The 20,467-nt window shown below is 54.4% G+C and carries 30 protein-coding genes and 1 other annotated feature (1 of these 31 cut by a window edge); of the genes, 6 read left to right on the top strand and 24 right to left on the bottom strand.

Annotated features, from left to right (window positions below; translation table 11 throughout):
* Positions 1–27: a sequence feature (Phe leader region), on the top strand; it begins 99 nt to the left of the window's first position.
* Positions 28–57: 30 nt separating this feature from the next.
* Entirely contained in the window at positions 58–1,218 is a 1,161-nt protein-coding gene (gene pheA, locus L463_RS02485; protein ID WP_015571567.1) for a bifunctional chorismate mutase/prephenate dehydratase, read from the top strand.
* On the opposite strand, the gene L463_RS02480 is transcribed toward pheA, so the two are convergent.
* Positions 1,215–2,087, bottom strand: coding sequence for an SMP-30/gluconolactonase/LRE family protein (locus L463_RS02480; RefSeq protein ID WP_017383978.1), 873 nt, complete (start codon positions 2,085–2,087; stop codon positions 1,215–1,217). The genes pheA and L463_RS02480 overlap by 4 nt on opposite strands.
* Between L463_RS02480 and L463_RS02475 the strand changes: the two genes are divergently transcribed.
* On the top strand, positions 2,086–2,679 hold the full coding sequence (locus L463_RS02475) for a hypothetical protein (RefSeq protein WP_227022486.1): 594 nt from the start codon (positions 2,086–2,088) through the stop codon (positions 2,677–2,679). The two genes, L463_RS02480 and L463_RS02475, sit on opposite strands and share 2 nt — an antisense overlap.
* Before the next feature lie 45 nt (positions 2,680–2,724).
* On the opposite strand, the gene L463_RS02470 is transcribed toward L463_RS02475, so the two are convergent.
* From L463_RS02470 to L463_RS02440, 8 genes are all read right to left on the bottom strand, one after another.
* A complete protein-coding gene (locus L463_RS02470; RefSeq protein WP_023323577.1) occupies positions 2,725–2,946 on the bottom strand; it encodes a DNA-binding transcriptional regulator in 222 nt (73 codons plus the stop codon).
* Positions 2,947–3,022: 76 nt separating this feature from the next.
* On the bottom strand, positions 3,023–4,192 hold the full coding sequence (locus L463_RS02465; RefSeq protein WP_032673280.1) for a phage late control D family protein: 1,170 nt from the start codon (positions 4,190–4,192) through the stop codon (positions 3,023–3,025).
* On the bottom strand, positions 4,189–4,653 hold the full coding sequence (locus L463_RS02460; protein WP_032673281.1) for a phage tail protein: 465 nt from the start codon (positions 4,651–4,653) through the stop codon (positions 4,189–4,191). The genes L463_RS02465 and L463_RS02460 overlap by 4 nt, the downstream gene beginning before the upstream one ends.
* 10 nt (positions 4,654–4,663) lie before the next feature.
* Positions 4,664–7,114 (bottom strand): phage tail tape measure protein, encoded by a 2,451-nt coding sequence (locus L463_RS02455; protein WP_032673282.1) that lies wholly within the window; start codon positions 7,112–7,114, stop codon positions 4,664–4,666.
* Complete coding sequence (locus L463_RS0122985) at positions 7,104–7,226, bottom strand: GpE family phage tail protein (RefSeq protein ID WP_017382998.1); 123 nt, start codon at positions 7,224–7,226, stop codon at positions 7,104–7,106. The genes L463_RS02455 and L463_RS0122985 overlap by 11 nt, the downstream gene beginning before the upstream one ends.
* 32 nt (positions 7,227–7,258) lie before the next feature.
* The gene (locus L463_RS02450) at positions 7,259–7,582 is read right to left on the bottom strand and encodes a phage tail assembly protein (protein WP_032673284.1); all 324 of its coding nucleotides are present in this window, start codon (positions 7,580–7,582) and stop codon (positions 7,259–7,261) included.
* A gap of 57 nt (positions 7,583–7,639) precedes the next feature.
* The gene (locus L463_RS02445; RefSeq protein ID WP_032673285.1) at positions 7,640–8,158 is read right to left on the bottom strand and encodes a phage major tail tube protein; all 519 of its coding nucleotides are present in this window, start codon (positions 8,156–8,158) and stop codon (positions 7,640–7,642) included.
* Positions 8,159–8,170: 12 nt separating this feature from the next.
* Complete coding sequence (locus L463_RS02440) at positions 8,171–9,364, bottom strand: phage tail sheath protein (RefSeq protein ID WP_032673286.1); 1,194 nt, start codon at positions 9,362–9,364, stop codon at positions 8,171–8,173.
* Between the two features lie 228 nt (positions 9,365–9,592).
* Here L463_RS02440 and L463_RS24645 point away from each other — a divergent pair, with 228 nt between their 5' ends.
* Entirely contained in the window at positions 9,593–9,715 is a 123-nt protein-coding gene (locus L463_RS24645; protein ID WP_255344325.1) for a hypothetical protein, read from the top strand.
* Positions 9,716–9,738: 23 nt separating this feature from the next.
* Here L463_RS24645 and L463_RS02435 read toward each other — a convergent pair whose 3' ends face one another.
* The 6 genes from L463_RS02435 to L463_RS02410 are packed head-to-tail and all read right to left on the bottom strand — an operon-like array spanning position 9,739 to position 14,951.
* Positions 9,739–10,170 carry a tail fiber assembly protein gene (locus L463_RS02435; RefSeq protein WP_032673287.1) on the bottom strand — a complete coding sequence of 144 codons (432 nt, stop codon included), beginning with the start codon at positions 10,168–10,170 and terminating at the stop codon, positions 9,739–9,741.
* Between the two features lies 1 nt (position 10,171).
* Positions 10,172–12,520, bottom strand: a complete 2,349-nt coding sequence (locus L463_RS02430; RefSeq protein WP_032673288.1) for a phage tail-collar fiber domain-containing protein — start codon at positions 12,518–12,520, stop codon at positions 10,172–10,174.
* 11 nt (positions 12,521–12,531) lie between these two features.
* A complete protein-coding gene (locus tag L463_RS02425; RefSeq protein WP_026080583.1) occupies positions 12,532–13,062 on the bottom strand; it encodes a phage tail protein I in 531 nt (176 codons plus the stop codon).
* Entirely contained in the window at positions 13,055–13,963 is a 909-nt protein-coding gene (locus L463_RS02420) for a baseplate assembly protein (protein WP_032618987.1), read from the bottom strand. The genes L463_RS02425 and L463_RS02420 overlap by 8 nt, the downstream gene beginning before the upstream one ends.
* Before the next feature lie 5 nt (positions 13,964–13,968).
* Entirely contained in the window at positions 13,969–14,319 is a 351-nt protein-coding gene (locus L463_RS02415) for a GPW/gp25 family protein (RefSeq protein ID WP_032673289.1), read from the bottom strand.
* The gene (locus tag L463_RS02410) at positions 14,316–14,951 is read right to left on the bottom strand and encodes a phage baseplate assembly protein V (protein WP_032673290.1); all 636 of its coding nucleotides are present in this window, start codon (positions 14,949–14,951) and stop codon (positions 14,316–14,318) included. The genes L463_RS02415 and L463_RS02410 overlap by 4 nt, the downstream gene beginning before the upstream one ends.
* Before the next feature lie 179 nt (positions 14,952–15,130).
* Between L463_RS02410 and L463_RS02405 the strand changes: the two genes are divergently transcribed.
* The 3 genes from L463_RS02405 to L463_RS02400 all read left to right on the top strand — a co-directional run bounded on the left by L463_RS02405 (position 15,131) and on the right by L463_RS02400 (position 17,082).
* Positions 15,131–15,706: a hypothetical protein gene (locus tag L463_RS02405; protein ID WP_032673292.1), complete on the top strand. Its 576-nt coding sequence runs from the start codon at positions 15,131–15,133 to the stop codon at positions 15,704–15,706.
* Between the two features lie 50 nt (positions 15,707–15,756).
* Positions 15,757–16,454 (top strand): IS1-like element IS1B family transposase gene (locus L463_RS0122990; RefSeq protein ID WP_095033700.1). Its coding sequence is split into 2 segments (ribosomal slippage): positions 15,757–16,006 and positions 16,006–16,454, totalling 699 coding nucleotides; the frame shifts between segments, so codons are not numbered across the junction.
* A 58-nt stretch (positions 16,455–16,512) separates the two neighbouring features.
* Complete coding sequence (locus tag L463_RS02400) at positions 16,513–17,082, top strand: hypothetical protein (protein WP_032673293.1); 570 nt, start codon at positions 16,513–16,515, stop codon at positions 17,080–17,082.
* 50 nt (positions 17,083–17,132) lie between these two features.
* On the opposite strand, the gene L463_RS02395 is transcribed toward L463_RS02400, so the two are convergent.
* From L463_RS02395 to L463_RS02360, 9 genes are read right to left on the bottom strand one after another with little or no spacing between them, the layout of a single operon-like run.
* A complete protein-coding gene (locus L463_RS02395; protein WP_032673294.1) occupies positions 17,133–17,585 on the bottom strand; it encodes a phage virion morphogenesis protein in 453 nt (150 codons plus the stop codon).
* Positions 17,578–18,045: a phage tail protein gene (locus L463_RS02390; protein WP_032673296.1), complete on the bottom strand. Its 468-nt coding sequence runs from the start codon at positions 18,043–18,045 to the stop codon at positions 17,578–17,580. Before L463_RS02390 ends, L463_RS02395 begins: the two co-directional genes overlap by 8 nt.
* On the bottom strand, positions 18,008–18,253 hold the full coding sequence (gene lysC / locus L463_RS24515; protein ID WP_072163360.1) for an Rz1-like lysis system protein LysC: 246 nt from the start codon (positions 18,251–18,253) through the stop codon (positions 18,008–18,010). Before lysC ends, L463_RS02390 begins: the two co-directional genes overlap by 38 nt.
* Positions 18,141–18,557 carry an Rz-like lysis system protein LysB gene (gene lysB, locus L463_RS24650; protein WP_032673297.1) on the bottom strand — a complete coding sequence of 139 codons (417 nt, stop codon included), beginning with the start codon at positions 18,555–18,557 and terminating at the stop codon, positions 18,141–18,143. The genes lysC and lysB overlap by 113 nt, the downstream gene beginning before the upstream one ends.
* A complete protein-coding gene (locus tag L463_RS02380) occupies positions 18,557–18,988 on the bottom strand; it encodes a DNZ54_00345 family protein (protein ID WP_032673298.1) in 432 nt (143 codons plus the stop codon). The genes lysB and L463_RS02380 overlap by 1 nt, the downstream gene beginning before the upstream one ends.
* Positions 18,985–19,497: a lysozyme gene (locus L463_RS02375; protein ID WP_032673299.1), complete on the bottom strand. Its 513-nt coding sequence runs from the start codon at positions 19,495–19,497 to the stop codon at positions 18,985–18,987. Before L463_RS02375 ends, L463_RS02380 begins: the two co-directional genes overlap by 4 nt.
* Positions 19,481–19,702 carry a phage holin family protein gene (locus tag L463_RS02370; RefSeq protein ID WP_017382980.1) on the bottom strand — a complete coding sequence of 74 codons (222 nt, stop codon included), beginning with the start codon at positions 19,700–19,702 and terminating at the stop codon, positions 19,481–19,483. The genes L463_RS02375 and L463_RS02370 overlap by 17 nt, the downstream gene beginning before the upstream one ends.
* The gene (locus tag L463_RS02365) at positions 19,693–19,896 is read right to left on the bottom strand and encodes a tail protein X (RefSeq protein ID WP_032673300.1); all 204 of its coding nucleotides are present in this window, start codon (positions 19,894–19,896) and stop codon (positions 19,693–19,695) included. The genes L463_RS02370 and L463_RS02365 overlap by 10 nt, the downstream gene beginning before the upstream one ends.
* The gene (locus L463_RS02360) at positions 19,896–20,402 is read right to left on the bottom strand and encodes a head completion/stabilization protein (RefSeq protein ID WP_032609900.1); all 507 of its coding nucleotides are present in this window, start codon (positions 20,400–20,402) and stop codon (positions 19,896–19,898) included. Before L463_RS02360 ends, L463_RS02365 begins: the two co-directional genes overlap by 1 nt.
* Positions 20,403–20,467 lie beyond the last annotated feature (65 nt).

The raw sequence follows: 20,467 nt of genomic DNA on the forward strand, positions 1-20,467 counted from the left end.
CCTCCCACACCGGGAGGCCTTTTTTATTGATAACGATAAAATGAGACAGACAACACTATGACACCGGAAAACCCGCTCCTGGATTTACGCGTAAAAATCAGTGCACTCGACGAAAAATTACTGGCCCTGCTGGCAGAACGCCGCGCGCTCGCCGTTGAAGTGGGCAAAGCCAAGCTCGAGTCCCATCGGCCGGTGCGCGATATCGATCGCGAACGTGATTTACTGGAACGGTTGATTCAACTCGGCAAAGCGCATCATCTGGATGCGCACTACATCACCCGCCTGTTCCAGCTCATCATCGAAGACTCCGTTCTGACGCAACAAGCCCTGCTCCAGCAGCATCTGAACAAAACCAACCCGCACTCTGCTCGTATCGCTTTCCTCGGCCCGAAAGGGTCCTATTCTCACCTGGCAGCTCGCCAGTACGCAGCCCGCCATTTCGAAGAGTTTATTGAGAGCGGCTGCGCGAAATTTGCAGACATTTTCAACCAGGTCGAAACCGGCCAGGCAGATTACGCCGTAGTGCCTATTGAGAACACCAGTTCCGGTGCCATCAATGATGTTTACGATCTGCTCCAGCACACCAGCCTGTCGTTAGTCGGCGAGTTGACTATCCCTATCGATCACTGCGTGCTGGTCTCTGGCTCAACCGATCTGAGTCAGATCGAAACGGTGTACAGCCACCCGCAGCCGTTCCAGCAGTGCAGCCAGTTCCTGAACCGTTATCCGCACTGGAAAATTGAATACACCGAAAGCACCTCGGCGGCGATGGAAAAAGTGGCGCAGGCAAACTCTTCTGCCGTCGCGGCTCTCGGTAGCGAAGCGGGCGGCGCGCTGTATGGCTTACAGGTGCTGGAACGCAATCTGGCCAACCAGACGCAGAATATCACCCGTTTCGTGGTTCTGGCCCGCAAGGCCATCAACGTGTCGGACCAGGTCCCGGCGAAAACCACCCTGCTGATGGCGACCGGCCAGCAGGCGGGTGCGCTGGTTGAAGCGCTGCTGGTGCTGCGTAATCACAACCTGATCATGACGAAGCTGGAATCCCGCCCAATACATGGCAACCCGTGGGAAGAAATGTTTTATCTCGACGTTCAGGCCAACCTGGAGTCTGCGTCCATGCAGAAAGCCCTGCGCGAACTGGGCGAGATCACACGCTCCATGAAAGTGCTGGGCTGCTATCCGAGCGAAAACGTGGTCCCGGTCGATCCGGCTTAACGTTCGATAAAGCGGCTTTTCTTCATCCCTGCCACATTTACAGGCAGGGTGAAGATGGCACCGGAAAGCGGATATTTCGCCAGCTCCTCCGCCTCCATATTTTCCCGCGTGGTGGTGATAAACAGCGTTTTCATATCGTCGCCGCCAAAGCAGACCATTGTCGGGCAGCGTACCGGCAGCCGATACTCTTCCAGCTGTTCGCCTTGCGGTGAAAACCGTGCGATACGCCAGCCGTCAAACAGTGCGCTCCAGTAGCAGCCTTCCTCATCCATTGCCGCACCGTCGGGTATACCTTCTCCCTCGCTAAACCGGCGAAACTCTTCGCGCTTACCGGGTTCTCCCTGCTCATCAAGCGGCGTACGGTAGATCACGCCGTTCGGCGTATCAGAAGTAAACATCCACCGTTTATCAGGACTAAACGCTAAACCGTTATGCCCGTGAATATCGCACTGGATCACTTGCGGCGTCAGGTCGTTGTCGATACGCATCAGCATGGCGCCGTTATAATCTCCCGGCCCCCAGAACGTGCCCGCATAAAACCGTCCCTGATGATCGGTACCGCCATCGTTAAAGCGTGCAAGCTGCGGGTTGGACGGGTTATCGCAAACCTTACGCTGGAGCAGGCCGTGTTTATCGGTCAGCCAGATGGCGTTTCGCATCGCGACGATAAATCCGCCGCGTTCACGCAGGGCAAAACACCCAACTTCTTCATGGAATGAGAGCACCGAGTGTTCCGCGGTGGGCAGATGGTACCGATGGATCTCCCCTTCCAGGATATCCGCCCAGTAGAGCGCCTTCTCGTCTGCACTCCACGTCGGGCATTCGGGCAGATGCCCGGTATAGTTCAACAGCAGCTGCGGTTCAGCCATGACAGTTCCCCAAAATGAAAAAAGCCAGCAATGCTGGTTTAATTTTAGACGCAAAAGACTGAAACAAAAGGATTTGTTTCTGACGATGTCCACACGTCGTCCACACATCGAAAAAAGCCCTGCCATGTGCGGGGCTTTACTTTTTGTTTTAAGCGGTGCAAGAATAAGTCTCAACAATATGTTTAATAAGGAAATTAATTTGAAACCCTTCAAAGCGGTAGTTTTGTTTGCCCTTACCCTGACTTCCTTCACCGCACTGGCAAATGATACCTCTACCCTGAAAAAGTCCCTGAAGCCATGGCAACCCGTAGAGGTCTCGAAAAGTGGCGACACATTGACGGTTGTTTTAAATGAGAACCAGATAACATCTGATGTGTATGATGCTGTTATCAGCTCAGGTGCCTGTATGGATATTTGGACAAAAGACGTCCCTGCAAAATATCTTCAAACGGTTAAGGAGCTTCGTATCCTCAATAAGCATAAAGCTCAGGGCTATGTTTTGGAGAAACCGCTAAATACCTGCAATGAAATGGGTAAAGAGCAGCCCGAAAGAGCCAAAGTTATAATGCTTGCAAACACTCATCTTTTTTGACTAATCGCATACAAAAAGCCCCGCATTTGCGGGGCTTTCTTTTGGTCACATCCAGTGGATTTGTTGCTGGCCTGACTGCGTTGGGTGCGGCGGCGCTGGTACTACTTCACCCGGCGAAACGATAAAGCGCTCGACCGTCTCAGTGGTGACGAACGTGCAACTGCAATTGATGTTTGTGCACTGATGATACCGCTCTTTTGTCGTATCGGAAAAATAGCGACTTGTGCGAGCGTGGGCGGCGTAATGGCATTTAGGGCAGTGGAACATGGCGAACACCTCAGAGCGTTATTGATGAACCAATTTTAACGATTAAATCCTTATACATCAAACACATAAAAGAAATTTATTGCATTAATTCTTCGCTTTCATACTCTACATCCGAAACCTTAACCTCAAGCTCTAAGCCCGTCGTGTAACCGTTCCCGTTAAGGTAGTGCACCACCCGGCTGATTACCCAGGCCTGCTCGTCTATAACGCGCTTAAAGCCTCTGACCGCTATCGGTGTCTCAGGAAATAAATCTGCCCGACCAATAGCCAGCGAGATTGAAAACTCCGCCACTCCGCGCTGTAACTTGTCCCACTTAGCCTGAGCGGCGCGCATGGCCTGCGCTTTTGTCGCGTAGATGGTCGTCAGCTCCAGCACGTTCTCAGACTCACCGACCATATATTCGCCCTCGCGCGCCTCCTGCTCTTTTTTGGCTCTGGCCTTTGACGTGATTTTGGTCGCTTTTGGATGTTGCAACGCGCGCAGGTGCTGCTCTTTAGGCTTGCGCTTGAGCTTCACCTTTTGCTTTTGCGGCTTCGGGTCTTTTGTGTGCAGCCATTTAGCCGTTACGCCGGTGTAGGCTTCACGGTCAGCAATTGCAAACTGATGACGGTCGCCGTCGCCGCGTTCGATGGTCATCTGCGGGATGGGCTTGCCGCTGGCCGTCCTGCCGCTACCGGCTTTCAGGAATAGCAGTTTCCCCGCTTTCACCGATACTGATGCACCGTTACGGTCAGCCAGGCGGGACAGAAACACCGCGTCGGATTCCTGCGTCTGGTCAATGTGAGGCACAGGGATCGCTTTCAGCGTGTCAGCCACGCTGGCCGTCAGCTTGTTGCGCGCTGCGATGGTCTCAACAATGACACCGAGCGTGGTGTCATGCCATGACTGTTCCCGGCGGGAGTTCAGCGTGCCGCGAAAATCAGCGCTGCGCCCCCTGATGGTCAGCGTATCAGGCGCGCCACGGTGCTCGATTTCGTCGACCGTGAAACTGCCCTTATTCAGTAAGGCTGAGCCCTGCCAGCCCAGCCACAGCGTCAGTTTTGCACCGCGCGGCGGAAGCTCGATAAGCCCGTCGGTGTCGTCGAGCTCAATGTCGAGCTGGTCAGCCTCGAATCCGCGATTGTCTGTCATGGTCAGACTGATTAGCCGGTCGCTGAAATTCTGCGTGATATCATCGCCATCAAGCGTGAGCATAAACGCCGGAGCAATCTGCGCCCCGGCCTGAACATTCAGACCCGTAATCATCCCGCTAGCCCTCCAATCCAGTTACCGGCAGATGTCACCAGATTGTCGGCCTGCGTTTTCAGGTCGCCATAAATGGCCGCGAGCGAGTCATCGACCCGTTTCAGCAAGAGGCTAAACTCAATTTTTCTGGCCGCGCCGTCGCTGAATAATTCGGTGTGCGTATGGGTCACTTTTTCGATGACATACATACCATGGATCATGCCCGTCCCGTCAATCAGCGGCCACGCTCTGCCCTCGTCGGCCATCAGTTCGATGGCCGTCAGCGACAGGCGTCCACCGGTGATTTCGGGGTACAGCACGCCCGAAAGCGTGCGCGAGGTTTCCCCCTCGCCGAGATACTGATAAGCCGGGGGTTTACCGATGCGGTCATTTGACGCCCATCGGTAATCCTTCGAATATTGCATGGACTGATGCGGCAGCGTGCGGCGTTCAAACACAAATAAACCCAGTACCATTAACATGTTTTAGCCCTCATCCGTCATGGCGCATACTTGAGCGCTGGCGTGCTCTTTCTTCCCGGTCGAGTTTTTCGACTGCTTCCCGGAGCTGCCGGTCGAGGTCAGTTCCCGGCGCAACGCCACCCGACAGATTAATGTTGTATTCACGCTTGCTCTGGTCGACATAGGACCGGCCAGCAGGCGCCGTCACTGGCTGGTACATCTGATAACCGCCATAAACGGACGTCTGCGGAATATAAGACACGTTTTGCGCACCAGCTGCGGCACTGGCTTTAGCGGCAGTCTGGTCGAGGCCGTCCGACTCTTTTTTGATAACCCCGAGCTTTTCAAGTAGCCAGCCGACTTTGCCGCTCAGGCTGTTAAAGACGTTCAAGGGAGCCGTTAACGCATCGGCCAGCGCCTTGCCAAACGCCACGCCGACATTTTTGCAGCGGTCCAGCGTTTCCTGCGTTGCCTTGACCGGTGCTATCAGGTCAGTGAACCACTGCCAGACCCCGCGCAATTTCTCGATGATGGAATCAAACACCGGCGTCAGCGGCGAGAAGATTTCCGCCACCGGCGCAAATGCTGCTTTAAGCCCCTCCACCACGCCCGAAAAGAATGCGCTGATGGGCTCCCAGTATTTACGAATCAGGAGCGCCCCGGCCACCACCGCACCGGCGACCGCGACCACCGGCAGACTGATTGCACCGACAGCAGTCACTATTGCGCCACCGGCAACGGTAAAGACCGTTCCCAGCAGACCTGCGGCGGCGATAATGGCGTTAATCCCCATCACCACCGGCCACGCAATCAGGCCAATCCCGCCAATCACACCAATCAGCGCCAGTGCGCCACCGGCTACAACACCGATAGTGGTCGCCAGTGATTTATTGCGGGTGATCCAGCCATCGAGTTTCAAAACATATCGCGTGGCCATCTGCGTCAGTTTGCGCAGAGCGTCGTTTTGCTGGTCAAACAGGTCAGTTCCCACGGCCTCATAAGCAGACTGAAACTCTTTAAAGTCGCCGCCGAGATTGTCCTGCATGATTTTGACCAGCTCCTCGGTTTTACCGTCCGAGGCTTTAAACGCTGCGGTGAGTTTGTCGAGCTTGCCGGTCGACGCTGCGGTCATCAGCACCGCCGCCGCCGAGCTTGCCTCTTCACCAAAGATGGTTTTCATGTACTCGCCGCGCTGGCTGGTACCGAGATTGTTTTTCTCAAAACTGCGCTGCATTTCCTTCAGGATGGAAAATATCGGGCGCGTGTTTCCTCTGGCGTTTGAGGTTTTGACACCGAGCTCTTTGATGGCCTCAAAGGCTTTACCGGTCGGAGCCTGTAGGCGGCTCAGGATTGCACGGCTCCCCGTACCCGCCATCGAGCCGGTAATTTTGGCATCGTGCAACGCACCGACCATCGCGGCGGTTTGCTCGATACTGACCCCGGCATTTTTAGCCACCGGCGCGGCATAGGTCAGCGCATCACTCAGCCCGTCAAAGTCGGCGGCGGTTTTGTTCATCGTCATCGACAGCACGTCGCCAATGTGCGCGATCTGGTCGTTGGAAAGCTGAAACGCAGATTTCATCCCTGTCAGCAGGGCGGCGTTTTCCTCCATTGAGCGCTGATTCGACAGCGCCATATTCAGCGTGACCGGCGTCGCCGCCTGAATGGCATCAGCATCCCCGCCACTTTTGGCGATGATGATTTGTGCACTCGCTGCGTCGTCCGCAGATGCGGCGGTATTGTCTCCGAGCTGTCTGGCCTGCTTGCGTAACGCCTCCATTTCGGGCGACTGTTTGTCGACCCCGAGCACGGCTTGCAGCTCAGAGTTTTTCTGTGCAAACGAATAGCCTGGCATCAGCAGTTTTACACCGGCCATTGTGCCAGCCGTGGCAATTCCGACACCGGCAGCACCAGCCGCCGCCGCACTCCCCGCGAGGGATTTACCGGTCTGATACCGCTCTTTAACCCGGCTCAGCTTTGCCTGTTGCTGGCTGACCCGCGCCAGCGCCTCACGTTGCCGGTTAAGCTGGGCGGTCGTCTCGCTGATGCTGGTTTTAAGGCGACGCTCGTCAGCCGACAGCGTTCGGGTATTAATCCCGGCCTGAGCAAGCTCGGTGCGCTGGCGCTGTACCGACTGCCTGAGCCCGTTATATTTGAGTTGCAGGTCAGCAGCGGATTTTTTTGCCGCCTCCATCGCACGCGCCTGCGCTTTGGTGGGGTTTTCCGTGTTTTTAAACTGGACGGCCAGCGCTGCGGCCTCCTGTTTCGCTTTGTTAAGCGACTGACCGGTCACGGCAAGCTGTGCGCTCGCTTTCCTGAATCCATCAATTCTGGACGCCTGCGCGTTAAGGTCGCGCAGGGTCGTCTGTGAGTTGCGGATATCGCCAGCGAGGGATTTGCTGGCGTTCTGGATAGCTTTTAGCGGTCGGCTTGCCCGGTCTACTGCGTTAAGCAGCACCTCGATTCTGACGTTATTGCTCATAGTGGTTTCCGCTTCGCTGTAGCGCCTTGTCGCGCCATGTGAGGAGCTCGGTCACGCTAAGGGAATACAGCTCTGATGGCGGCCAGTGAAAAATCACCGCGATATCCGCCATCAGGTCATCGACCGAAAGTTTTGCGGGGAACGTCAGCGAGCCGAAGATGGCGACAAAAAACTAATCACCTCAGCGGCGAACTGCATCAGGTCTGAGGCATCCAGACGGGCAATTTCATGCTCGGTGAGTGCCGGGTAGGTCATACGCGGCAGCACCTTAATCAGCGCGTCTACGTCAGAGTTTGCCAGCGAGGCCAGCGACACCCCGCGCAGGGTTCCCGCGTTAGGTTTTGAAATGGTCACCTCTCCGATTTTTTGCTCACCGCGCATGAGGGGGTTATCGAGGGTCACGACGTGTGGCTTTTTGGTTTCGGTGACTTCAATTTCTGTAACGCCGGTTTCGATGTTGTTTTCCATGATGTTGCTCTCGTCAAAGTTAAGTGACCGGCCAGCCTGGCTGACCGGTTAAGGGGGTTACAGGCCAATGGCCTTGCGATGTTCTGCCAGACGGTCAACGCCGTCGACTTTCAGCACCATGTTGATGACGTCAATCTCGATGACCTCCCTGCCGTCAATCGTGAGCTGGTAGTACGCGCACTCGGTCGAGATTTTGGTCGTGCCGCTTTCGCCCTGTTTGTTTTCGCCGCCGTCGTACTCTTTGTGACGGCCACGCATGACCACCTCAACGGCAGAAATCGCGCCGGTGTCATCGCGCTGGTATGAGCCGCTAAAGCGCAACGGTACGCTGTCCGCGCCCGGTGAGGCGTACTGCGCCCACAGCTCGACGTCAGGCAGACCGCCGAGCGTCCACTCGCACGACAGCGCATCGTCATCGAGACCGAGGTCAATCGACACCGAGCCCGGCATCCCGCCGCCGCGGTATTTCTCAAGCTTACGGGTCAGCTTTGGCAGGGTGACGGATTCAACAACGCCCATGTAGCTCAGGCCATCGTTGAACATGTTCAGGTATTTCAGTTTGCGTGGTAATGCCATGCTCAGAGCTCCTTAGCTGTTGACCGACTCTGACAGGTTCGCCAGATAGGTATCAGTGATGCGCTGGCGCAGGGTCAGGTTTTCCAGCGGCGGGACGGGGGTGTAGTCGTAATCGATATACAGTTTCCCCGCCTTGAGCGTTTCCACACTGTTTGACTCCGGGTCGTACCAGCAGGAGCCGTCAACGATATAGCCGTTGTTTTTCAGCTCGCGGAATTTCGCATTGATACCGGCGACAATGTCGCGGATAAGCGTTGCGGTGACGGGTTTATCAATCGCCCAGGCGTGCGCCTCCGCCATCGTGTCGGCCAGCACCTGCGCCGTGCGGGTGTAGTTTTCAAAGAGGAATAACGGATCGTCGGAGCAGGTACGGTTGCCCCAAAATTTAAAGCCATCATTACGGATCAACGTCGTGACACCGGCCTGATTCAACAGGTTCGCGTCGGTGGCCTTCTCCTGTAAGTCCCACGAGACCGAGGCACTGACGCCGGTGACGCCATTCACGCCGACGTTAGACAGCGTTTTGTGCCAGCCCGTCTCCTGGTCGATTTTGGCGCGCAGGCCGAGCGCGCGGGCGGTCGCCCATGCAATATCGGTCTGATTCGCCGTGGTGTCCCACGCCAGAAAATCAGGGTGAATGACCATCAGCTCGCGCTGGCTGAAATTCTCACGGTAGGTGATGGCTTCGGAAATGGTCTTGCAGCCCCACGCGCTGATATAGCCAAACGCGCGCAGGCTCTGACAGGTCGCCGCGAGCGCGGTCGCCACTTCCAGTGAATCCAGCCCAGGCACGCCGAGAATGCGCGGCTTGACGCCGGTGACGGTTTTGGCGGTCAACAGCGCTTTAAGCCCGGTGTATTTGCCGTTTTCGTCGGTCGTGCCGATGATGTTGGAAATGGTCTCTTTCTGCGCTGCTTCCGGGTCGTCCGGGTCTTCAATACCTTCGGCAACGCGCACAACCACAACGACCGGCTTGCACTGGTCGGCAATGGCTTGCAGGGATTTTGACAGGGTGCCGAGCTTACCGGCTTTACCGATAGCGTTCTGCACGCTGGTAATCAGCACCGGCTCATTTAGCGGGAATGTTGAATCGTCAGCATCGCTGGCGGTGCAGACCATGCCGATGATGGCCGTCGAAACGGTGGAAATGGTGCGCGTGCCATCGTTAATCTCGATGACCTCGACGCCGTGATGATAGTCGCTCATCCGTTTAACTCCGTGGTTAAGGGGTGCAACTATTTTCTGTTGTGTGTGAGGTGTGAGAAACGAAAGGCCGTTGGGGGAGTGACAGCACAACGTACAGCGACCGGTTGTGGTGTGCGGGAATGGTTATTGATCGTTATCAGCGATCAATCACGGTTAATTGATCGCTGATAACCATTATCAATGAATGGGTATTGTCGCTATCGTTTCGCCATTAACGAGGAAGCGATAATGACGATTTTACTCTGGATTGTTGGTGGTCTGGCTGCATGGTGGCTCTTTGGCTTTTGCTGGCTCAGACTGTTTGACGGTGATGAAACAGAAAAAGACTATGAAGAATGCCCCTATGATTAAACCCGCTTAACGCGGGTTTTTTATTACTCTGTTAACGGCGATTCAGGCCATTCAATTTCGTCAGGCTCACTGGTATCAACCCGATTAAGTAAAACCCGGTATTTCTTCCATGCCGACAGGCTCGCCATTTCCTCATCTGTCGCCATCGACAAATCGACCGCATCCTGCAATGGTGCTATTGCCTGAGCTGCAACAGACAAGAGCTGCGCCTTTAATGACTCAGCTTTTTCGATAGCTTCCTCGCGTGTAGGCGGTTCGATGTCGACCCATTCCATGCATTCTGATTCAACATTGTACTGAGGCGCTTTCCGGTCAGGTGAAACCATGAAGGCTTCATATTCAGCATCGGTTATTGTCATCAGGTCTGACGGAACGGGAATACCCTGCTCTTCATAGGTTTTGACAGTTTCCTCAAGGTAAAAGCTTTTATCTGTATTGCTGAAATATTTCTGCATATCAGTAACCCGTTACGTTTAAATAAAATGTTCCATTGCAGTTATGGGTTTCAATTTTCACCTGATTTTTACCGACAGGCGAACAGAGATAAAAGGATGCGGAGTTATTACCCCCTGCACCGTAATAACTCGAACCGATACCGAGTATCCCGTTAGGGAACGACGTAGGCAGTGTCACGGTTACAGTGGCATTGTTGCCGACCGAGATATTTCTCACAGACTGCATAAACACAGCACCGTTGCCGTGCGTGTAGTAAGCGCTGTTATTGCCTGTCGTCGTTTTACCAACCCCGTAACGCGCTTCCGACTCCGCTTTGGTATAAGCCTGACCCGCCGGGGTGTAATTGCCCTTTGGCTGATAGGTGTTCCTCAGGTATGCATCAAGCCACTGGTTTCCCCATTTCGAACCATAGATATTGCCGTCAGCAGTAAAGCGGGCTTTGCCTCCGCCTGCCTGTACTTCACCGCTGGAATACACAATACTTCCATTGATTCGCCCATTTACGACCAACTGAACACCGTTTGAGGGATGACGTTCAATGTAAGCTTTCCAGCCGGCATCATCTGCAAACTCTATCCTGTTGCCGCGACTCGCATCACCGCCCCAGTAAATTCGGCCGTTTCGGGGGTTGGCACCAGTTTTCTCTGAAGTGATACCGCTACCGTTTTTAAAGGTGAGAGTACTGCTTACTGATGCGCCTGCATTCATGTTGAAGAGCATATAACTCGTTATGCCACTGTTCAGGAATCGCATTACCTGTTTGCTGTTGGCATAAACATCCAGCACACCATCTCCGTTCTGTTTGAAACCGGTGTCATTATCCCCCAGAGCAATAGAGTTCCCCCCAAGGCCGCTGACTACACCCAGCCCAAGACCGCCGTTAACGACTGCACCATTACCCAGCGTCACTCTGCCATTAGTTAGATCTGCATAAAATGGACGCAGTGAACTTATGCCGCCATTTTCTCCCTGGTCTTTTGCTGTCGGAATTAGGTAAAAATTATTTTCTGAACGGCGAAAAATCATTCCGTATGCCGCATCGTAAATGTGCAACGCATCAGCAGTGCGAATCTTAAGCCCCCCGGTCATTGTATCGCCGCCCTTATTCACGGCATTAATATCAGCCGGGGAGGGTTTATTGGCCGCATCATACTGTTTAACCCAGGCAGACCACGTCCCGCTGTAAAGCGTGCGAATGTACGAGCGGGAGCTGTTATAAATCCGGTAAATCTGAGTGATACCGGCATGCTTATAGACTTCCAGCGAACCGGCGTTTGCCTCTGGATAGTTCCTGCCGGTTTGAGCCTGCGCGTTTGCTGGCTGGTAATACAGTCCCGCCGTGGTGTAGGCGTTCAGGTCGGCGGCGTTGCCAATTGCCACGGCCTGCCCGTTGAAAATATCCTGTGCCGTAATGCTGATATCGGAAGACAGCGCCCTTCCGTTTACCTTACGCCCTGACGGTACACGCCCGTTAGCGTTGTCATTCGCGGCCTTAACGGCTTTCGGCGTTGCCGCCAGCGCCTCAGACGTGCTGTCGGTTGCGCTGCTGAGCTGGACGATACCCTTTTGCGCCGTGGTGGCGTCCTGAGCCGTATATTTTCCTTTCGCAACGTCATAGGCCGCTTTAACCGCTTTCGGCGTCGCTGCGACGCTCTCAGATGTACTGTCGGTTGCGCTACTGAGCTGGACGATACCCTTTTGCGCCGTGGTCGCGTCCTGAGCCGTATATTTCCCTTTCGCAAGGTCATATGCTGCCTTAACCGCTTTAGGCGTCGCTGCTACGCTCTCAGACGCGCTGTCGGTCGCACTGCTTAACTGAGTGAACCCCTTAGCGGTGAGCGTGGCGTCAGGATGGCGGCGGGATTTCTCATGCTCAGCGAGCTTGTCGTCGACATAGTCCTGCGTTGCCATCACCGTTGAGGTGTCAATGGTCAGCTCGACTGACTCAATGTCGCTCACCATGATAACCATACGTACGGTCTGCGCACGGCCTGAGCCCTCCGCCAGTGCTGGCTTGTAGCTTTCGGCCATATTACCGACCGCAATCAGCGTGCCGGTGTCGTCATAGAGGCCGAGCTCGCGCATCCAGAAACCGCCGGTCTCAGGCGGGATGAGCAGCTCCGCCACGACATAATTTATATTTTTCTTGTCCTGGCTGATTTTGTTCAACGCGTGACGCCAGACCTCTTTGACCAGCTTTGTCTGGTTCGGATCAGGCACCGGCAGCGTACCGCCGCCGTCACCGACGGCCATCGCCGTAAAATTCACCTTTTTCCCGTTCGGGACGGTCGCCGCCGCGAGTTTTTCGGCACCGGCTTTGGTGATGACCGTTTTATATTTCACTGTCATTGTGCTCTCACTTATCCGGGATAAACCGTGATGATGTCGCCGTCATAGCTCAGGGCGCCGGTGTACAGATAGCCGGGAATGTCCTGAATAATATTGAGGCCGATAAGATGGCGGCTGGCTGGCTTTGCATCGGCAATAAGTCGCTCCATTTCGTAATACATTTCTTCCGTGATGCCGGTCTCTAACACACCGATATCGAGGCGAAACGTGCCGGGCGGGTCGTTTGTCTGCCACCACTCAGATACGTTTATCAGGTAGCCGAGCGGCTCCACCACGCGGCGCACTGCCCCAATCGTTCCTTTGTGTGCGTGGATATACCAGGCGCTGCGGATCACATCCCGTTTGGTGGCCTCCGGCCAGTTCTCATCCCAGCGGTCAACCGAAAACGCCCACGCCAGCCACGGCAGGAGGTTTGCCGGGCAGTCGTCCGGGCTCCAGAGTCGGCGCAGGGGGACGGGGGTATTTTCGATTTCAGCGCAGGCGCGCGCCGCCGCCACCTCAAGCGGCGAGGAGCCCACCGGCAACAGTCGGGTGTCATTCATCATTGCCCCCTATGGTGACGCTGTACTCGCTGCACCATGACGCCTGCGTGTCATCGAGCACAATGTCGGCCACCGGCGCGGCCAGCTCGACACGCTGCACGCCCTCGACGTGGAGTGCCGCATAGATGGCCGATTTACGGATGTCACGCCCGAGCCGGTGCTGCGCGGTGATATACGCCTGTAACTTTGCTTTTGCCGCACTGAGCACCGGCTCACTTTCGGGACCGGGATAAAGGTAAAGCGACGCGGTGATTTTGTAGTCGACGATTTTCGCTGACTGCACGGTCACGCGGTCGGCCACCGGCCTGACGTCCTCGTCGTTCAGCGCATCGCGCACGATGGCGAGCAGCTCGTCAGAGGCTACGCCGTTATTTTCACGCGACAGCACAGACACGGTCACACACGCAGGCTCGGGACTGATGACGGAAATATCCGCGACACGCCCGTCGGCACTGCGACCATGAAACTGATATGCGCCGGTTGACCCGGCAGTACTCAGCCCCTCAGGTGCTTGCTGAATGCGCAGACGGTAGTCGGTGTCAGACTCCATGACCGCTGGCGTGGGCGGAAATGTCGTGTCGTCTGGCGGGGTGATGACGAGTCGCGGGACATTGGAGTTAGCCCCAATCTGGTCGAGATCGCTTCCGGCAGCGTAAGCCAGCATGACCGCACGCGCGGCCTCGTTGACGCGCTGTCGCCAGATAACTTCCCGGTAGGCGTTTTCTTCCAGCAGCTTAACAATCGGCTCTGATTCGAGCGTCAGCGTGCGCGCCACTGCCTCCTGTTGTTCCTCCGGGTATAACGAGACGAGCGTCGCCTTGCGCTCCGCGAGGATGGTCTCATAGTCCAGCACTTCCACGACATCAGGCGCGGCGAGCTGGTTAAGGTCAACAATTGCCATAGCGTTTAACTCAGTGGAATGGTGAGGGAAAAGGGCTGGCCGTTAGCCGATCGCGTGCCGGTGATATCGACATACAGCCCGCCGTCGGTCTCCGACCGCTCAAAGGTGATGGTTGTCAGACTAACGCGCGGCTCCCACTTCTGGATCGCGGAATAGCACGCGGCCATAATTTGCAATCGCAGTGCCGGTGTCTGCGGCTGGTCAATCAGTGCCGACAGAAGCGAGCCGTATTCACGGCGCATGACGCGCGAGCCAACCGGTGTGACGAGAATGTCGCGCACGCTTTGCCTGATATGCTCAACCTCAGAGATACTGAGGCCGGTCTGGCTGTTCATTCCGAGATAACGCAATGTCATATCGGTGCCCCCGTTGTTCCGCCACTATCGCCCGGGTGTTTATGAAGGTGCAGCACTTTGCCATTAGACGACAGTGACCCTCCGGTGTGCTCGATGTTCCCGGACATCGTCCCGCCTTTCTGCACTTCGAGCGTGCCGGTCGTCAGTTTGTTGGTACAAACCACCTCGGGCGTATCGAGCGTGATGCAGGTCGAGGCTTTCACCAGTACCACCGGCACGGTGGCCGTAATGGAATCCGACGCGGTGACGTTGGCGGTTTTGATACCTGACACGGTGAGCGCGCCGCTTTCGGGTTCGTACTCAATGACAGCGCCATCGGGAAATGCCACATGTAACGCATCAGGTGAGGCTGATGGCGCGGGATTGTGATCTGAGAAAATGCCGGGCAGCACAAAGGCCGTATCGAGCTCACCGCCGATGGCCAGCAATAACACCTGCTCGCCAACGGACGGAGCCCACCACACGCGAGAGCGACCGGCGCGACAGGTGAGCCAGTTAAGCCAGGTGGTTTGCATGCCGCCGGTCTGGACACGACACAGCCCCTCGTCGAGTTCGACGTCGGTCACGATGCCGGTGCGGATGAGGTTGCGGATCGCGCGTGCGATTTCCTGTAGAGAATTTAAATTATTCATACGGGAAGGATGCCGCCCGGTAAGGCCAGCGGCAATTAAGGCGGGTTTTGTAGCCTCTGATACAACAGACAGACTGCTTACCGATTAAACATACAGAATGCGTGCATAATTGATTAACATTTGAAACACCCCAATTTTTTCGATTTAATGAACATCTTGATGTTAATAAGGAAATGAGAATGCTTTTTTATAAATACTCATCGATTGATAATCTCAGCATATCAATGCTTCGCAATGGGGAGGTCTTTTTTGCTTCTCCTAACGAATTAAATGACATCCATGAATGTAAACCACAATTTATCTTTAATGCTAACAAAGAAGTTTGGGAAAGGTTTGTTTATTATTTAATTGTCCAAGTGTGTTTAAAACTCAATTTAGAACATAATTCCCCGCTTGCTATATCGCTCCTTGCATTCAAGGATAAAATTTTGCGGTCTTTACTTAATGGTAAAAAAACAAGAACCCTCGACCATCAATCTCTGATTAATGATTTTTCAGATGCATTCGCCAGACTAACGATCAACGAACTTGATTTTAAGGATGCGCGTAAAGCAATGCAGGCATTAAGTGCATATCTAAATCATGATTTTGAGGTGCAATTAAACGACAATAATTACCTGACATCCTTTTCAAAAAGCGCCACAAACCTCACTATGTGGGGTCATTACGGAAATGCTGAAAAAGGTTTTGCGATAATTTATGAAACAATAGATGGGAACATTACATTAAAAAGCAATCTAAGGATTTTTAGGTGATGCTGCCAACTTACTGATTTAGTGTATGATGGTGTTTTTGAGGTGCTCCAGTGGCTTCTGTTTCTATCAGCTGTCCCTCCTGTTCAGCTACTGACGGGGTGGTGCGTAACGGCAAAAGCACTGCCGGACATCAGCGCTATCTCTGCTCTCACTGCCGTAAAACATGGCAACTGCAGTTCACTTACACCGCTTCTCAACCCGGTACGCACCAGAAAATCATTGATATGGCCATGAATGGCGTTGGATGCCGGGCAACCGCCCGCATTATGGGCGTTGGCCTCAACACGATTTTCCGCCATTTAAAAAACTCAGGCCGCAGTCGGTAACCTCGCGCATACAGCCGGGCAGTGACGTCATCGTCTGCGCGGAAATGGACGAACAGTGGGGATACGTCGGGGCTAAATCGCGCCAGCGCTGGCTGTTTTACGCGTATGACAGGCTCCGGAAGACGGTTGTTGCGCACGTATTCGGTGAACGCACTATGGCGACGCTGGGGCGTCTTATGAGCCTGCTGTCACCCTTTGACGTGGTGATATGGATGACGGATGGCTGGCCGCTGTATGAATCCCGCCTGAAGGGAAAGCTGCACGTAATCAGCAAGCGATATACGCAGCGAATTGAGCGGCATAACCTGAATCTGAGGCAGCACCTGGCACGGCTGGGACGGAAGTCGCTGTCGTTCTCAAAATCGGTGGAGCTGCATGACAAAGTCATCGGGCATTATCTGAACATAAAACACTATCAATAAGTTGGAGTCATTACCGATTTTTACATCATATAAAAAAACCAGCGAACATTGTATTTCGATGTATCTATCAACAGAATGCAGCACCCCCATTTTCGATGTAATATATAAATCTAGACCGGTCCGCGCTAATGGGTTCGGAAAGATTATTTCTAAATTTTTCTATAGCGACCTTGAACGGGAAGCTTGCTATCCAGAACATTTGCTCTCATGTCTGAAAGCCTATGGTGAAGAAGATATTGGCAGAGTGAAGTATTCAGACTGGAAGTACGAGAAAGAACTTAGGGTACGACTGCCTGTCAATCGCGAACTTGCAGCACCATTACGTAGTATAAAAATTGACGCCAAACACATCAAGGGTGTGATTTTTGGTTCACGAACATCAAGTGACGATAGAGAGAAAGTCCTCTCCGCTTGCTATCATCTTAAGGCTACCCAAAATGAAAAACATCATATCTACGTTTATCAGACCAGAAGCACACCCGGTCATTATAAATTGGATGTAGTGACCTTGGGTATGGTATCAGACCTGCAATATGACAAACTTCCGTTTCTTACTAAATTTACTAAAGAAAGCGCCATTCAGAAAGAAGAGGCCGCCAAAATCCTTGAATCAATAAAATTGAGTTAGAACTAGTTAATGTGTGGATTACCTTTATTGTTAAAGGTAATCCATATTAATCACTGGTTATTTAAAAAACTTATAATAACAGCTTTAATGTTCTCTTCATCGCCCTGACTAAATCCGAGTAACTGGCGCTCTGCATACTGAACATCCTGAGCGTGCGCGTTTGGCCGGTCTTTGAGGCCGTACTGATGGACACGCGCGATACGCTGCACTTTTCCGGTAAATTCCACCACAGCACCGTTTTCACGGCCACTGGCTTTCATGTACCGGTTAGTGCGCAGTTTTTGAAACATCGCCCGTTTAATTCGACCTTGTTTGGTTCTCAGTGGCTGGCGCTTTCGCGCCTGATACGGTGAGCCATCCGGGGCTTTTTGCTGTTTAATACGTTGCTGTTGCGCCGTTCTGAGTTGCTTCGCAATCTCACCGGCAAGCTTCCGGCGCCCTGCGGGTGACAGGGCGGCAAGCAGCCCGGCGAGCTTGTTATCAAAGGGTTTAAAGTCACTCATCCCACTTGCTCACCAGTTCGCCGTTGATATAGAGCTCTTTTGGACGCGTGACGGGTTCAGGCGGTGGCGGCTCCGGGGCATAGCTCACATGCAGCGCGCCGTTTTCCTCCCTGATGATGGTGCGCTCGGTGAGCTGGAGGCTAATGCTGATATCAACCGTATCACCGTCGTTTAAATCCATCTGGAAGCGGTAGCCCTTTTTATGCCCCTCATCGAGCGTGCAGATATCCGGCTGGTTTTCCCTGAGCCACGCGGCCACCGGCACGAAAATCAAATCAGGGTCGCCCACAAAATCGCACACGATCACATTCAGGGTGTAAATTTTCTCGTGGGACAGGGAGGCCGCGAGCCGTGCATCGATATTCCCCTCGTCGGCAAAAATGCGCATCATCTCGGGGTTGGTTTTAAGCTGCGGGACGGCGTCAGTTAGCGCTTTTCGCAGGCTGATTGCTTTCTTCATCGAGTTTATCCTGACAGGCTTTGACGGTTTCAATCTGTAACGCGCAGGCGGCGAGCGCGTGCTCAAGCCTGCGGATATCTGCACTCAGGTCGCCATTAGTGGCCGGGTCGCTTCCCGGCATCGGGCAATAGCTCACTTTCGGGCAGGCGCTGTAAACAATGACCGGCGGAGGCGCAACCGGCGCGGGTGTGCAGCCTGCGCACAACATCAGGCAGCTCAGCGCTGTACCAGCGGCGTAACGTTTCATTTTCATTCATCAGTCTCGTAATGGTTTCTTCCCGGCGCACGGCCATCGCACCGGCAGCAATCAGTTCACCACGTAAACTGACCTGCGCGGTTTCATTTCGCCTGGCGATTCCCTGCGAAACGGAAAGCTGATTTTTCAGCATCCCGATCACGTTTTTCTGTTCGGTCGCGACCTTATTTGCCCGGTCAAAAGAGCGCCGTAGATTACCGTTCTCATGCCTTAACCAGAGCACAGCCGCCAGCGCCAGACTTGAGGCAATCAACATCACAATGAATCTGGACACAGCCCCGCCTCCTCAATACGCTGACGGTATGAGGTGCGCACCCCCGTAAAGGTCAGGACGCAAATCAGGTAAAGCAGCGCGGTAAAGATCCAGCCAGCACCGAGCAGACACCCAATGGTCACGACAAAATTAATAAGAGACCATGCGCGACGCGCCTTTGAGGGCTTGTTACAGAAAACAGCGCGGAAGATTTTCATAATCCCGGGTTTTACCGGAATACCTTTCCCCGCATTTCGTAGCCAGTGGTCAAAAACAGCCACACCGGCGAGGCTCGCCGTAATACAGACAACACAGCCAAACAGCGCCCACGCTGCAACAAAATTAAGTGCTGCACTTTGCGGCGAAGCCAGCCCCCATAGCAGGAATACAGCCAGCAGGGCATCTAAAATCAGTGAGCGTAAGTATTTTTTCATTGCGAAACTCCTTTCAGACAATAAGCACGCTCACGCGCGCGGCGATTTTCCAGCCCTTTATTGATTGAGCCATTCACATAAACCCAGCGGGTGAGCTGGTCGCACGCCTGCCACCATTGGTGTCGCTTTATATACGAGACCAGCGTCGACCGGCAGGCCGCGCCGGTTCCCACGTTGAATGAGAAGCTGACCAGCGCGTCGTAAATGTTCTGCGGCATTTCTACCGGCACGCAGACTGCGAGACGCTTCTCGACGTTCATCACATCCGCGACGAGGTTCGCCGCCGCCTGACGTTCTGTGATTTCCCCTTTCGGGACGACCCCGGCAGTGTGGCCGATGCCTGACGTCCACACTCCCGCGCTGCACTGGTAAGGCGTCAGGCGACAACCTTCGAGGTCGGCAATTAGCGCCAGCCCCTCGGGCGAGGTGTTAAGCAGACGAAAGTCAGGCATCAGCGCCGCCAGCGCCAGCACTGCGGCCACACTGCAACGTTTAACGATTGATTTCACGAATAGCCCCCTTGTCGAGTCCGAGTGACGTCAGATAGAGGTACGTTTTGCGCTTAAACCAGTAATTCGTCAGCGCGGTAAAAATGGCGCATCCGCCGCCCACGTAAAGCGCCATCTTTTCGGGCGACATTGCGCCGAGGTACGCCAGCGCGACTGCCAGCCAGTAGGCGATAAACGTGGTGATTTTCTCCATACTCAGTCCCATAGATTCACCGTTTCGGTTCTGGCCGCGCTGTCGGTGTCGGGCAGTTCAATTGCCGTGCCGTGCGGCAGGATGACGCCGAGCTCAGACAGACCGGGATTCGCTTCTAAGACGGTTTCGACCACGCCCTCGGTGCGCCCGTAGTACCGCACACAAATCGCGTCGAGGGTGTCGCCCTGTAGCGCATACGCTTTCATCAGATTTGCCCCACAATGCAGCGCGCTTTGTCCTGGATGCGCGCCACAGACCAGCGCATATCCCGCCACATTTCATCGATAGTGCTGTCGATGCTGTCGGCCTTTTTGTCACCTCTGGCTGTCGCATCCACGCCGCGAAAACGCTCGTAAAGCGTGGCGGTCGTCATGGCACACACGGCGTTGAAGTAATGGAATACGCGCACACTTTCGCCATCGAGCCTGTCGGTCGGGACATCAGCCAGCGTGGCGTAACCGGCATCGAGCTGACGCTCGCGCCATTCGCCCAGCTCCGCGTTCGTCTCTGCGATGGCGGTCTTAATTGCCCGGCGCAGGCGCACAGGGGAAACGGTCTGCTCTAAACGCATTTCCTCACGCACGCGCTTCGGGTCAACATCAGGAAAAAACGGGGTGTTTTTGATTACCGGCTCGCTCACGCCCGGCGGCGGTATCACCACGCCCGGCACATCCTGCGGCTCTTTGTTTTGCTCAATAATCAGCGTCGTCATGACAACCTCGGGTAATAGGTGGGCGGTGGACGCCGGTCGCAGTCAGGGCAATTGATACCCGCTTT

This window comes from Enterobacter sp. BIDMC 27 (assembly GCF_000534415.1).
Lineage (GTDB): Bacteria > Pseudomonadota > Gammaproteobacteria > Enterobacterales > Enterobacteriaceae > Enterobacter > Enterobacter hormaechei_C.

Excerpts from the sequence above, each read along its gene's own strand:
- L463_RS02465 (WP_032673280.1), bottom strand. The coding sequence starts at position 4,192 with ATGATTACGGGTCTGAATGTTCAGGCCGGGGCGCAGATTGCTCCGGCG.
- L463_RS02420 (WP_032618987.1), bottom strand. The coding sequence starts at position 13,963 with ATGGCAATTGTTGACCTTAACCAGCTCGCCGCGCCTGATGTCGTGGAA.
- L463_RS02445 (WP_032673285.1), bottom strand. The coding sequence starts at position 8,158 with ATGGCATTACCACGCAAACTGAAATACCTGAACATGTTCAACGATGGC.
- L463_RS02360 (WP_032609900.1), bottom strand. The coding sequence starts at position 20,402 with ATGACGACGCTGATTATTGAGCAAAACAAAGAGCCGCAGGATGTGCCG.
- L463_RS02450 (WP_032673284.1), bottom strand. The coding sequence starts at position 7,582 with ATGGAAAACAACATCGAAACCGGCGTTACAGAAATTGAAGTCACCGAA.
- L463_RS02455 (WP_032673282.1), bottom strand. The coding sequence starts at position 7,114 with ATGAGCAATAACGTCAGAATCGAGGTGCTGCTTAACGCAGTAGACCGG.
- L463_RS02395 (WP_032673294.1), bottom strand. The coding sequence starts at position 17,585 with ATGAGTGACTTTAAACCCTTTGATAACAAGCTCGCCGGGCTGCTTGCC.
- lysC (WP_072163360.1), bottom strand. The coding sequence starts at position 18,253 with ATGTTGTGCGCAGGCTGCACACCCGCGCCGGTTGCGCCTCCGCCGGTC.
- L463_RS02425 (WP_026080583.1), bottom strand. The coding sequence starts at position 13,062 with ATGAATGACACCCGACTGTTGCCGGTGGGCTCCTCGCCGCTTGAGGTG.
- L463_RS02415 (WP_032673289.1), bottom strand. The coding sequence starts at position 14,319 with ATGACATTGCGTTATCTCGGAATGAACAGCCAGACCGGCCTCAGTATC.
- L463_RS02380 (WP_032673298.1), bottom strand. The coding sequence starts at position 18,988 with ATGAAAAAATACTTACGCTCACTGATTTTAGATGCCCTGCTGGCTGTA.
- L463_RS02400 (WP_032673293.1), top strand. The coding sequence starts at position 16,513 with ATGTATCTATCAACAGAATGCAGCACCCCCATTTTCGATGTAATATAT.
- L463_RS02480 (WP_017383978.1), bottom strand. The coding sequence starts at position 2,087 with ATGGCTGAACCGCAGCTGCTGTTGAACTATACCGGGCATCTGCCCGAA.
- L463_RS02475 (WP_227022486.1), top strand. The coding sequence starts at position 2,086 with ATGACAGTTCCCCAAAATGAAAAAAGCCAGCAATGCTGGTTTAATTTT.
- L463_RS24645 (WP_255344325.1), top strand. The coding sequence starts at position 9,593 with ATGACGATTTTACTCTGGATTGTTGGTGGTCTGGCTGCATGGTGGCTC.
- L463_RS02390 (WP_032673296.1), bottom strand. The coding sequence starts at position 18,045 with ATGAAGAAAGCAATCAGCCTGCGAAAAGCGCTAACTGACGCCGTCCCG.
- L463_RS02365 (WP_032673300.1), bottom strand. The coding sequence starts at position 19,896 with ATGAAAGCGTATGCGCTACAGGGCGACACCCTCGACGCGATTTGTGTG.
- L463_RS02470 (WP_023323577.1), bottom strand. The coding sequence starts at position 2,946 with ATGTTCCACTGCCCTAAATGCCATTACGCCGCCCACGCTCGCACAAGT.
- L463_RS0122985 (WP_017382998.1), bottom strand. The coding sequence starts at position 7,226 with ATGGCGGATATCGCGGTGATTTTTCACTGGCCGCCATCAGAGCTGTAT.
- L463_RS02430 (WP_032673288.1), bottom strand. The coding sequence starts at position 12,520 with ATGACAGTGAAATATAAAACGGTCATCACCAAAGCCGGTGCCGAAAAA.
- L463_RS02435 (WP_032673287.1), bottom strand. The coding sequence starts at position 10,170 with ATGCAGAAATATTTCAGCAATACAGATAAAAGCTTTTACCTTGAGGAA.
- L463_RS02440 (WP_032673286.1), bottom strand. The coding sequence starts at position 9,364 with ATGAGCGACTATCATCACGGCGTCGAGGTCATCGAGATTAACGATGGC.
- L463_RS02410 (WP_032673290.1), bottom strand. The coding sequence starts at position 14,951 with ATGAATAATTTAAATTCTCTACAGGAAATCGCACGCGCGATCCGCAAC.
- pheA (WP_015571567.1), top strand. The coding sequence starts at position 58 with ATGACACCGGAAAACCCGCTCCTGGATTTACGCGTAAAAATCAGTGCA.
- L463_RS02370 (WP_017382980.1), bottom strand. The coding sequence starts at position 19,702 with ATGGGACTGAGTATGGAGAAAATCACCACGTTTATCGCCTACTGGCTG.
- L463_RS02460 (WP_032673281.1), bottom strand. The coding sequence starts at position 4,653 with ATGTTAATGGTACTGGGTTTATTTGTGTTTGAACGCCGCACGCTGCCG.
- lysB (WP_032673297.1), bottom strand. The coding sequence starts at position 18,557 with ATGTTGATTGCCTCAAGTCTGGCGCTGGCGGCTGTGCTCTGGTTAAGG.
- L463_RS02405 (WP_032673292.1), top strand. The coding sequence starts at position 15,131 with ATGCTTTTTTATAAATACTCATCGATTGATAATCTCAGCATATCAATG.